The 10,524-nt window shown below is 73.0% G+C and carries 11 protein-coding genes; 5 read left to right on the forward strand and 6 right to left on the reverse strand.

The features are described 5' to 3' along the window. Nucleotides 1–2 precede the first annotated feature (2 nt). From AB0J71_RS41320 to AB0J71_RS41340, 5 genes are read right to left on the reverse strand one after another with little or no spacing between them, the layout of a single operon-like run. Nucleotides 3–545, reverse strand: coding sequence for a 3-hydroxyanthranilate 3,4-dioxygenase (locus AB0J71_RS41320; RefSeq protein ID WP_364419571.1), 543 nt, complete (start codon nucleotides 543–545; stop codon nucleotides 3–5). After that, nucleotides 542–967, reverse strand: coding sequence for a RidA family protein (locus AB0J71_RS41325; RefSeq protein ID WP_352325096.1), 426 nt, complete (start codon nucleotides 965–967; stop codon nucleotides 542–544). The genes AB0J71_RS41320 and AB0J71_RS41325 overlap by 4 nt, the downstream gene beginning before the upstream one ends. Next, nucleotides 964–1,710: a fumarylacetoacetate hydrolase family protein gene (locus AB0J71_RS41330; RefSeq protein WP_364419573.1), complete on the reverse strand. Its 747-nt coding sequence runs from the start codon at nucleotides 1,708–1,710 to the stop codon at nucleotides 964–966. The genes AB0J71_RS41325 and AB0J71_RS41330 overlap by 4 nt, the downstream gene beginning before the upstream one ends. Further along, nucleotides 1,707–2,504 carry a fumarylacetoacetate hydrolase family protein gene (locus tag AB0J71_RS41335; protein WP_352325094.1) on the reverse strand — a complete coding sequence of 266 codons (798 nt, stop codon included), beginning with the start codon at nucleotides 2,502–2,504 and terminating at the stop codon, nucleotides 1,707–1,709. The genes AB0J71_RS41330 and AB0J71_RS41335 overlap by 4 nt, the downstream gene beginning before the upstream one ends. Before the next feature lie 8 nt (nucleotides 2,505–2,512). Beyond that, entirely contained in the window at nucleotides 2,513–3,946 is a 1,434-nt protein-coding gene (locus AB0J71_RS41340; RefSeq protein ID WP_364419576.1) for a 2-hydroxymuconic semialdehyde dehydrogenase, read from the reverse strand. Nucleotides 3,947–4,119: 173 nt separating this feature from the next. Between AB0J71_RS41340 and AB0J71_RS41345 the strand changes: the two genes are divergently transcribed. Genes AB0J71_RS41345 through AB0J71_RS41355 form a run of 3 tightly spaced genes read left to right on the forward strand, consistent with a single transcriptional unit; the run spans nucleotide 4,120 to nucleotide 7,101 of the window. Beyond that, nucleotides 4,120–5,430, forward strand: coding sequence for an MFS transporter (locus tag AB0J71_RS41345; protein ID WP_352325090.1), 1,311 nt, complete (start codon nucleotides 4,120–4,122; stop codon nucleotides 5,428–5,430). 31 nt (nucleotides 5,431–5,461) lie between these two features. Next, the gene (locus AB0J71_RS41350) at nucleotides 5,462–6,436 is read left to right on the forward strand and encodes a LysR substrate-binding domain-containing protein (RefSeq protein WP_352325088.1); all 975 of its coding nucleotides are present in this window, start codon (nucleotides 5,462–5,464) and stop codon (nucleotides 6,434–6,436) included. Nucleotides 6,437–6,441: 5 nt separating this feature from the next. After that, nucleotides 6,442–7,101: a GntR family transcriptional regulator gene (locus AB0J71_RS41355; protein ID WP_352325087.1), complete on the forward strand. Its 660-nt coding sequence runs from the start codon at nucleotides 6,442–6,444 to the stop codon at nucleotides 7,099–7,101. A gap of 50 nt (nucleotides 7,102–7,151) precedes the next feature. Here the strand turns inward: AB0J71_RS41355 and AB0J71_RS41360 are convergent, their stop codons facing one another. After that, nucleotides 7,152–8,345 carry an amidohydrolase gene (locus AB0J71_RS41360; RefSeq protein WP_364419578.1) on the reverse strand — a complete coding sequence of 398 codons (1,194 nt, stop codon included), beginning with the start codon at nucleotides 8,343–8,345 and terminating at the stop codon, nucleotides 7,152–7,154. 141 nt (nucleotides 8,346–8,486) lie between these two features. On the opposite strand from AB0J71_RS41360, the gene AB0J71_RS41365 reads away from it, so the two are divergent. Together AB0J71_RS41365 and AB0J71_RS41370 are read left to right on the forward strand one after the other, a co-directional pair. Next, nucleotides 8,487–9,443 (forward strand): helix-turn-helix transcriptional regulator, encoded by a 957-nt coding sequence (locus AB0J71_RS41365; protein ID WP_364419580.1) that lies wholly within the window; start codon nucleotides 8,487–8,489, stop codon nucleotides 9,441–9,443. 374 nt (nucleotides 9,444–9,817) lie between these two features. After that, nucleotides 9,818–10,192 carry an STAS domain-containing protein gene (locus tag AB0J71_RS41370; protein ID WP_364419582.1) on the forward strand — a complete coding sequence of 125 codons (375 nt, stop codon included), beginning with the start codon at nucleotides 9,818–9,820 and terminating at the stop codon, nucleotides 10,190–10,192. Nucleotides 10,193–10,524 lie beyond the last annotated feature (332 nt).

Consider the following 10,524-nt stretch of genomic DNA (forward strand, 5'->3'; position numbering starts at 1 on the left):
GGTCACCGGACCACCGGCCGCAGGTGGTCCGGCCAGTCCTTGCCGGGGTGCTCGGCGCCGCAGTGGGGGCAGGTGCGGTCGCCCTCGTGGAAGTTGCGGAAAACGGGCGGCAGGTCGTCGACGATCGACTGGAGCTGCACCTCGGCGCGGTGGACCAGGCGGTGGCAGTTGACGCAGTACCACTCGAAGGCGTCCAGCGCGCCCTGCGGGCGGGCGAACTCCACGACCAGGCCGATCGAGCCGGGCACCGGCCGCTGCGGCGAGTGCCGCACGTGCGGCGGCAGCAGGAAGACGTCGCCCTCGCCGATCTGCACGTCCACCGGCGGCTTGCCCTCCTCCTCCATGACCCGCAGCACCATGCCGCCCCGCAGCTGGTAGAAGAACTCCTCGATCGGGTCGTCGTGGAAGTCGGTGCGCTGGTTGGGCCCGCCCACGATCGTCACCATGAGGTCGGCGTCCTTCCAGATCTGCGCGTTGCCGACCGGCGGCTTGAGCAGGTCCTGGTGCTCGTCGATCCACTTGTTCAGGTTGAAGGGGGGGATCATGCCTGGCTCCTTTGGGGGATGAGGGCGGTGCAGGAGATCTCGATCAGCAGGTGCGGGTGCGGGAGCTGGTGGACGGCGACCGTGGTGCGGGCGGGGCCGCTCTCGTCGAAGTACTCGCCGTAGACCTCGTTGTAGCCGCCGAAGTCGTTCATGCTGACCAGGTACGCGGTCACGTTCACCACGTCCTCCAGGCCGCCTCCGGCGGCGGCCAGCAGGTCGGCGATGTTCTCGATCACCGCCCTGGTCTGCTCGCGGATGTCGAGGCTGGTGGTGCCCAGCTCGTCGGCGCTCGCCCCGGCGAAGGAGCCGTCGGGGCGGCGCGAACTGGTGCCCGACACGAACACGAAGTCGCCGGCCCGCTTGACGTGCGGGAACCGGCCGCGGGGCCGGGCCTTGCCCTCGACCAGCAGCGCGTCACTCATCGGGTGGTCACCTCCACGTGTCCGAGGCCGGCGGCGCCGACGCGTACGTGCGCCCCGGCGGGCAGCGGCACCGCCGCCGTGGCCGCGCCGGCCAGGACGATCCAGCCGGCCTCCATCTCGATCCCGGCGGCCCTGGTCAGCCGGGCGGCCGCGGTCAGCGCGCGCAGCGGGTGGCCGAGGATGGCCGCCGACGAGCCGCCGGCGACCTGGCGGCCGTCGATCTCCATGACCAGGCCGAGGTTGCCGATGTCGCCGGCGTCCTGCAGGCGGCGCCAGGGGCCGACGCCGAAGCCGCTGGCCGAGGCGTTGTCGGCGATGACGTCGGGCAGGGTGAAGCTGAAGCCCTCGTAGCGGGAGTCGAGCACCTCGTAGCCGACCGCGACGCCGCCGACGGCCGAGGCCACGTCGGCGGTGCCGCGCACCGGACGGTCCAGCAGGAACGCGATCTCCGGCTCGATCCGCGGGTGGATCAGGCCGGCGGTGTCGAGCCGGGACTCCACCAGCATGGCGTCGGTGAGCAGGCCCCAGATGACGTCGTCCACGCCCATCTGGGCCATCTTGGCGCGGCTGGTGAAGCCCATCTTCACACCGACGATCCGCTCGCCGCGGGCCAGCCGCCGCTCGATCAGGGCGCGCTGCACCTCGTAGGCGGCCGGCACGTCGAGGTCGGCCGTGTCGGTCAGGCGCGGGATGGCGCGGCCGGTCAGGGTGGCCTCATCCAGGCGTTCGGCGAGCGCGTTCACCGCTCCTCCTTCTCGTCGTCGGCGGCGAAGGCGGCGCGGACGTCGCCCAGCCCGTCGATGCGGGCCTCCAGCACGTCGCCCGCACGCACCGGGACGACCGGGCCGAGCGCCCCCGTCAGCACGGTGTCGCCCGCCCGGAGCGGACGGCCGAGCGCGGCCAGCGTGTCGGCCAGCCAGACCGCGGCGTGCAGCGGGTGGCCCAGGCAGGCCGCGCCGACGCCGGTCGAGACCTGCTCGCCGCGCCGTTCGATGACCATCCCGGCCAGCCGCAGGTCCACGTCGCGCAGCGAGACCGGGCGGTTGCCCAGCACGTACAGGCCGGAGGAGGCGTTGTCGGCGACGGTGTCGGCCAGGGTGATGTCCCAGTCGCGGATGCGGCTGCCGACGACCTCGATCGCGGGCAGCGCGAACGCCGTCGCGGCGATCACGTCGGCGACCGTGTGGCGCTCGTGCGGCAGGTCGCGGTCGAGCACGAGCGCGACCTCGGCCTCGGCGCGCGGCTGGAGCACCGCGCCGGCCGGGATCTCCGCGCCGTCGGGCACCGCCATGTCGGCGAACAGCACGCCGAAGTCGGGCGCGCCGACGCCGAGCTGCGCCTGCACGGCCTTGCTGGTCAGCCCGACCTTCCGGCCGGTGATCCGCCTGCCCTCGCCGAGCCAGTGCTCGGTGAGCAGGCTCTGCACCGCGTAGGCCGCCTCCAGGCCGTCGACCAGGTCGCGGACCGGCTCGCACGGGCGGCCGGACGCGTACGCCTCCAGCAGCCGCGCGGCGGCGGCGCGATGGTTGTCTGTCACTTCTGTCCTCATATCTTGACGCACACGTTGACCGGCTCGGAGAAGAAGTCGAGCGAGTACTCGCCGCCCTCGCGCCCGATGCCGGATGCCTTCACGCCGCCGAACGGGGTGCGCAGGTCGCGCAGGTTCCAGCAGTTGACCCAGACGATGCCGGCCTGGATCCGGGGCGCCACGCGGTGGGCGCGCGACAGGTCGGTGGTCCACACGGTGGCGGCCAGGCCGTACGGGCTGTCGTTGGCCAGCCGGACGGCCTCGTCCTCCTCGTCGAAGGGGGCGACGTGGCAGATGGGGCCGAAGACCTCCTCGCGGACGGTCCTGGCGTGCGGCGGCAGGCCGGTGATCACCGTGGGCTCGACGTGGAAGCCGCCGTCGCGGGCGTCGCCGAACTCCGGCACGCCTCCCCCGGCCAGCACCGTCGCGCCCTCCTCGACGGCCAGGCGGTAGTAGGACAGCACCTTGTCGCGGTGCTGGGCCGAGATCATCGGCCCGTAGCCGCGCAGGCCCCTGGCCCGCTCGGCCAGCGCCCGGGTGAACTCCTCGAAGATCGGGCGCTGGACGTAGACGCGCTCGGTGCACAGGCAGATCTGGCCGGAGTGGGTGAAGCTGGAGCGGATCGTGCCCTCGACGGCCTCCTCCAGGTCGGCGTCGGCGAAGACCAGGGCCGGGTTCTTGCCGCCGAGCTCGAAGGAGACCGGGGTGACGTGCGCGGCGGCGTTGCGCATGATGGCGCTGCCGGTGGCCGAGGCGCCGGTGAAGGCGATGGCGTCCACGCCGGGGTGCGCGGTCAGGTGCTCGCCGGCCGCCCCCGCGCCGTGGCCGTGGATCAGGTTGAACGCGCCGGGCGGCAGGCCCGCCGCGTCGATCACCTCGGCCAGCAGCGTGGCGGTGGAGGGCGTCTCCTCCGACGGCTTGGCGACGACGGCGTTGCCCGCGGCCAGGGCCGGCGCGACCTTCCAGGTGAGCAGCAGCAGCGGCAGGTTCCACGGCGAGATGACGGCGACCACGCCGAGCGGGCGGCGCACGGTGTAGTTGAGCGCCTGCCCGCTGCCGCTCCAGGCCGGGACGCTGGTGTTGTAGGCCCGTTCGGGACGGCCGTAGGCCAGGTCGGCGTAGGCGCGGAAGTTGCCGGCGGCGCGCGGGATGTCCACCGTCGCGGCCAGCTCGCGCGGCTTGCCGGTGTCGGCGGCCTCGGCCTCGACGAACTCCTCGAACCTGGCCTCGATCCCGTCGGCGATCCGGCGCAGGTACGCGCACCGCTCCTCGGTGGAGGCGGCTCCCCAGGGGCCGTCGAGGGCGGCGCGGGCGGCCCGGACCGCCTCGTCGACGGTCTCGCGGGACGCCTCGGGGACGGCTCCGACGGTGCGGCCGTCGACGGGCGAGATGAGGGGGAAGTCGGTCCCCGCCGTCGAGAAGACGCCGTTGACGTAGTGCGCGGGCTTCATGGTCGACATTCTGCTGATTTCTCGACATAACAGTCCAATACCGAAATGTCGCCTGGCTATCTTTATTTCGTTATATGTCGGTTCTGCTATGCCTGCCGACCGAATCGGTATTCGTTCTGGCATACCACCAGCGTGCATCCTCTTCCGTACCCTCATTCGGAAGGCACAGAGAGATGGACACAGATCGCCGCCTGGCCGCCCGCCGCGTCTCGCGGGCCGCCTTCATCGGCACCGCCATCGAGTGGTACGACTTCTTCCTCTACGGCACCGCCGCGGCCCTCGTCTTCAACAAGCAGTTCTTCCCCGCCATGGACCCGGTCGCCGGCTCCATCGCCTCCTTCGGCACGATGACCGTGGGATTCCTGGCCCGCCCGCTCGGCGGCATCGTCTTCGGCCACTTCGGCGACCGGATCGGGCGGCGCAACACGCTCGTCGTCTCGCTGCTCATCATGGGGATCGGCACCACGCTGATCGGCGTGCTGCCGACGTACGACAGCCTGGGCGTGTGGGCGGCGGTGCTGCTCGTGGTGATGCGCGTCGCCCAGGGCATCGGCCTGGGCGGCGAGCTCGGCGGCGCGGTGGTGCTGACGATGGAGCACGCGCCGAAGGGCCGGCGCGGCCTGTTCGGGGCGTTCCCGATGATGGGCACCCCGGCGGGCATGTTGTGCGCCAACGCCGTCTTCCTCGGCACGTCCTCGCTGCTGGGCGAGGAGAGCTTCATGGCCTGGGGCTGGCGGGTGCCGTTCCTGCTCAGCATCGTGCTGGTGGCGGTCGGCCTGTACCTGCGGCTGCGCATCGAGGAGAGCCCCGACTACGCCGACCTGGTCGAGCGGCGCAAGCCGGTCAAGCTGCCGATCGCGGTGGTGCTGCGCGACCACTGGCGCGAGGTGGTGCACACGATCGGCGTGATCATCGGCAACAGCGCGCTGGCCTACATCTTCATGGTCTACATCCTCGGCTACGGCGAGGCCGCGGCCGGCCTGCCGCGGACGTTCCTGCTGAGCTGCGTGATCGGCGGCGCCGCCGTGTGGCTGGTCACCGCGCCGCTGTGGGCCCACCTCGGCGACCGGCACGGGCTGCGTTCCGTCTTCACCTGGGGCTCGGTGGTGCTGCTGGCCGGCGCCCTGGCGATCCTGCCGGTCGTCAACACCGGCAACAAGCCCCTCATCGCGGTTTTCATGCTGGTGATGGGCGCGGTGCTGGCCATGACCCACGCGCCGCAGGGCACGCTGACCGCCAGCTTCTTCCCGGTCGCCATCCGGTACTCCGGCACGTCGGTGGCCTACCAGCTCGCCTCGCTGCTGGGCGGCGGTATCACGCCGCTGGTGGCCGCCTCGCTGTTCGCCTCGACCGGCACCTCGCTGTCGATCACCGCCTACCTGGCCGTGGTGACGGTCATCAGCCTCGTCGCCGCCCTGGTGATCCCGCGCAACGACGCCGAACGCCTGGGTGACCACCCGGTTCCGGCCGACATAGCGAAATAGGGCAGGTTCGCCCTGGTCATATGATGATTTCGTGATATCTCGTCCGCTGGACCTGCTGAGCGGCCGGCTCAAGCTGCGGCATCTCGTGCTCGTGACCACCATCGCCGAGCAGGGCGGCGTCCTGCGCGCCGCCGAGCACCTCCACCTGGCCCAGCCCGCCGTGACCCGGGGGCTGCGGGAGGTGGAGCAGATCCTCGGGGTGGAGCTGTTCACCCGCGGATCGCGCGGCGTCACCCCCACCCTCTTCGGCGAGGCGTTCATCGACCACGCCCGCGCCGTGCAGGCCGAGTTGCGCCGCGCCGGCGAGCGCATCGCCGGCCTGGCCGACGGCACGGCCGGCACGGTCACCGTCGGCACCCTGCTGGCCGCCACGAACGTGCTGCTCCCCCGCTCGATCGCGGCGCTCAAGGCCGAGCGGCCGGGCATCACCGTGATCGTCAAGGAGGGCACGTTCGACTCGCTGGTCCCCCAGCTCACCGGCGGCGACCTCGACCTGATCCTCGGCCGGCTCAACCCCATCGAGGACCGCCCGGACCTGCGCCAGATCCCGCTCTACAACGAGCCCGTGCTGCTGGTCGCCCGCGCCGGGCACCCGGCGGCGCACGCCCGCGAGCTGGCCGGCCTGCTGGACTACCCGTGGATCCTGCCGCTGGAGCAGACCTCGCTGCGCCGGGAGCTGGAGCAGGTGTTCCACCGCAACGGGCTGCCGCTGCCGCCCGACCGCACCGAATGCACGTCCATCCTGACGATCCGCTCCCTGCTGCTCGGCACGGACATGATCGCCGCGCTGCCCGCGCTCTTCGTCAGGACCGACCCCCAGCTCCTCGAACTCCCGGTGCCGCTGCCGTCGGTGCGCCGCTCGGTGGGCGCCACCCTGCCCGGGGCCCGCGCCCTGACGCCCGCGGGCAAGGTCATGCTCGCCCACCTCCAGCAGCAGGCGCGGCACCTCGACACCAGGGAGGACGCGGGGGACGACGCGTCCGACGCGGCGGCGGTGGGAGACTGAGGGGCATGGTGGCAGGAGCCGGGTTCGAGCCCGAGTCCGTACGCGTCATCCGGCGGCTGCGCGACGACATCCTCGACGGCGTCCGCCCGCCGGGCAGCAAGCTCGTCGAGCGCGACCTGGCCACCGAGCTGGGCGTCAGCCGGGTGCCGGTGCGCGACGCCCTGGCCACCCTGGCCGCCGAGGGGCTGGTGACGTTGCGGCCCCGCACCTGGGCCGTGGTGCGCGAGTTCACCGCCCGCGACGTCGCCGACCTGGTGGAGGTGCGTTCGGCGTTCGAGGCCGTCACCTTCCAGCTCGCCGCCCGGCGGCACGACGCGCAGGGCCTGCGGCGGCTGCGCGCCGACCTCGACGCCGAGCTGCGGGCGGCGCGCGCCGGCGACGCGATCCGCGCCCGGCGGGCGGCCGCCGACTTCCACGAGACGGCCACCGCCATCGCGGGCAACGACCTGCTGGTCGAGGTGGGCCAGGTCCTGCGCAGCCGGATGCGCTGGCTGCTCGGCCGGCACGACGACCTCCAGGCGGTCGCCGACGAGCACCGCGAGCTCTACGAGGCGATCGCCGCCCGCGACGTGACCCGCGTCGGCGAGCTGGTCGCCCGGCACGTGGCGACCAGCGGCCGGCTCATCGGCGAGCACGCCGATCGGCTGCGCTCCGACGGTTCCTGACCTCGCACGGGCGTCAGGCGTCCAGGAGGACGTCGAACCCCGCGCGGGCGTCAGGCGTCCAGGAGGACGGCGCCGTCGCGGGCGACCACCCGGCCGCCGGCGACCACGAGCGCCCGCGGCGGCACCCGCACGAGCGCGTCCGGCACGTTCTCGGCGTCGACGAGCACGACGTCGGCCCGCGCCCCCGCGACGAGGTCGTGCCGGTCGCGGTGCACGAAGGGCGCCGCCTTGGTCGTGGCCAGCTCCACGGCGGCGGTGAGCTCGTCGTCGGAGCGCAGCCCGTGCAGCCGGGCGAAGCCGAGGGCGATGCGCAGCAGGTCGCCGTCGCCGAACGGCGACCACAGGTCCCTGATCCCGTCGGTGCCGAGGCCGAGGCCGATGCCGCGTTCGGCCATGCCCCGCCACGGGAGGGGCGCGGTGCGCACCGGCGCGACCGTCGCCCAGGAGATGCCCGCCGCGGCGAGGTCGTCGAGCAGGCCGCGCTGGCGTTCGGGGGCCAGGTCGCCGAGGGCGAAGCCGTGGGAGACGGTGACCTTGCCCTGCAGGCCGGTCCTGAGCGTGCGGTCGATGATCAGCTCGTACTGGAACGCGCCGAGCTCGCCGCCGTCGTGCAGGTGGATGTCCAGGCCGACGCCGCGCCGCTCGGCGATCTCGAACAGGCCGTCGAGCTGGGCGACCGGGTCCCGGTCGATGGTCGCGGGGTCGATGCCGCCGATGCTGGTGGCGCCCGCCCGCGCGGCCTGGTCGAGCAGGTCGAGCACGCCGGGCCGGCGGACGACGCCGTCCTGCGGGAAGGCCACGATCTCGACGTCGATCGCCCCGTCGAGCCGCGCCACGGCCTCGCGGACGGCCTCGATGCCGCGCAGTCCGACCCCGAGGTCGACGTCGACGTGGGTGCGGGTGGCCGTGGTGCCGTGCCGCAGGAACTCGCGCAGCACCGCCACCGTGCCGTCCACGCCCGGGATGCCGTACTTGTCCCGTTCGGCGCGCTCGTGCTCGATGCGGCCCTGCGTGGTGGCCACCCCGCCGTACGACACCCAGGGCCGGCCCCACCAGCTCTTGTCGACGTGGGCATGGGCGTTGACGAAGCCGGGCAGGGCCAGCAGGCCGCGGCCGTCGACGCGCTCGCCGGCGGGCGGGGCGGTCCCGGCCGGGAGCACGGCGACGATCCGGGTACCGTCGATGGTCAGGTCCACGGGCGCGCCGCCCCAGGGGCGCACGTTGGAGATCGTCCAGGAAGTCACCCGAAAAATGGTATACCAAAAGCGGATCGTTCCTGGCAGAGGGCCCTGCACACTCATCCCCCAGCCGTTGTCGTAGCCGTTTGGGAAAATCGGCGCGGGCTGCGGCAGGCGCGGTCCCGCCGTCCGGAAAGAGGTGGTCCGATGGGCCCAGAGGTCTTCGACAGCCGTGACATCGGCCAGACGGAGGAGTTCCTCAGCAAGGCGTACGCCAAGATGCGCATCGGCTCCGACGTGAAGAACCCCCGCACCAGGATCTCCCGCCAGGTCATGGGCTCGGTCAGCATCGACCGGCTCAATCTCGAGTACGCGATGAGCTTCGACGTCAACCCGCTCGGCAAGGTGTGCCTGTGCACGGTCGAGACCGGCACCATCGCCCAGCAGGTCGCCGGCGGGCCGGACGAGCTCTTCGGCCCCGGCGACACGGTGTTGTTCGCCCCGCACGACCTGCCCTACACCGGCGAGATCCGCCGCTCGCGCTACGACATCATCATGTTCGACCCCGCGCTGCTGCAGCAGGTGGCCGGCACGCTGCCCGGCCGCCGGGCCGAGCCGGTCCGGCTGGTGGGGCACCGCCCGGTCTCCGCCGCCGCCGGCCTCCATCTGCGGCGCACGCTCGCCTACCTGCGCGACGACGTCCTGGCCGCCCCCGAGCTGGCCGCCGAGCCGCTGGTCGTCTCCACCGCCGGGCAGCTGCTGGCCGCCAGCGTGCTCACCGCCCTGCCCACCAACGCCGGCGACGCCGCCCCCGGCTCCGCGCGTCCCGAGGCGCTGCGCCGGGCGACAGCCTTCATCGACGACCACGCCGACCTGCCCATCGGCCTCGACGAGATCGCCACCGCCGCCCGGATCACCCCCCGCGCCCTCCAGTACGCCTTCCGCCGGCACCTCGGCACCACCCCGCTGGGCTACCTGCGTCAAGCCCGGCTGGCCCGCGCGCACGCCGAGCTCAAGGCCGGCGATCCCGCGACCACGGTGACCGCCGTCGCCGCCCGCTGGGGCTTCTTCCACGCCGGCCGCTTCGCCCAGCTCTACCGGGCCGCCTTCGGCTGCTCGCCCGGCGACACCCTCCGCCGCGCGGCCGAGCCTCGCCGCGGTTGATCCACTGATGCCCGTTTCGTTCTGTGGACAGGAGTGAGCCGGATTCTTCGTCTGATGTGCTGACCCGCCACCGCCGAAGGCTCAAGGGTTGGAGGCGAGCACGGATCGCCGCGGCACGGAGGAGATGATCGCGATTGAGTCCCGGCCGTAGCGGCGACATGGCGCGTCCGCGGCGAGGCCACAGCCGCAGGCCAGGCGATCGCGAGGCAGCACCGTTGGGGTGGCCGCGCCCGCCGGGCGACCAGGCCGGTCCCGTGACCGAGCCGAACCCGCCGCCGGCCTGTGATGCCTGACCTGCTTCGTCCGCCCTCGCACCCGTCCGCCCCGCCTTCCGGCCGGACGGGCCTTCGTGCTGCCCGGCCTCCGGTGACGGCGTGACCCCTCTGAGCCTGGGCTGCCGCGACCTGCCCGGCGGCGTGCTGGTGACCGTGATCGGCGAGCTCGACGCCTCCAACTCGACCCGGCTGGAGTCCTTCACCGAGCGGCACCTGCGGCCCGGGGCCGGCGTGGTGCTCGACCTGGGCGGGCTGAGCTTCATGGACAGCCGCGGCCTGCACGTGTTGTTACGCCTCAACGCCGCGGTGCTCGACCGCGGGGGCGTGCTCCGCCTGGCCGGCGTGCAGGAACTGCCGGCGCGTGTCCTCCAGGTCACCGGCGTGTGGTCCTCGCTGGCCGTCCACGCCGACGTGGGCGACGCCGTGGCCGCGATGGGCGCGCAGCGCCCCGCCGATCTCCGCGAGTCGTCGTGAGCCGCCGTACCTCGGCGTTCGGGGCTGAAGATCATGAGTGCCGGCTCTAGAATCCGGATGACCAACAACCACGACTGCTCCGTCGATGACCTCGATCATGGCCGCCTGATCAGGGCCGTTCGCGAGGTCACCGGCAGGACGGTCCTGACACGTCGTAGGACACGAGGGTGACATGAGCGAAGCGATGACCGGTGGCTCCCGTTCCGCGTCCGGGGGCGCCGAGGTCGGCGAGCTTCGGCTGCGCCAGCTGCTCGGCGGGCTGACGGCGGTCCGGGACGGTGATTTCCGCACCCGTCTGCCGGAGGACGCCGACGGGTTGCTGGGTGAGATCG

Origin of the sequence: Nonomuraea sp. NPDC049637, from assembly GCF_040675235.1 — a bacterium.
Classification (GTDB): domain Bacteria; phylum Actinomycetota; class Actinomycetes; order Streptosporangiales; family Streptosporangiaceae; genus Nonomuraea.

Coding starts and splice junctions, on each gene's coding strand:
- AB0J71_RS41325 (WP_352325096.1), bottom strand. CDS start 967: ATGAGTGACGCGCTGCTGGTCGAGGGCAAGGCCCGGCCCCGCGGCCGG.
- AB0J71_RS41345 (WP_352325090.1), top strand. CDS start 4,120: ATGGACACAGATCGCCGCCTGGCCGCCCGCCGCGTCTCGCGGGCCGCC.
- AB0J71_RS41365 (WP_364419580.1), top strand. CDS start 8,487: ATGGGCCCAGAGGTCTTCGACAGCCGTGACATCGGCCAGACGGAGGAG.
- AB0J71_RS41340 (WP_364419576.1), bottom strand. CDS start 3,946: ATGAAGCCCGCGCACTACGTCAACGGCGTCTTCTCGACGGCGGGGACC.
- AB0J71_RS41320 (WP_364419571.1), bottom strand. CDS start 545: ATGATCCCCCCCTTCAACCTGAACAAGTGGATCGACGAGCACCAGGAC.
- AB0J71_RS41355 (WP_352325087.1), top strand. CDS start 6,442: ATGGTGGCAGGAGCCGGGTTCGAGCCCGAGTCCGTACGCGTCATCCGG.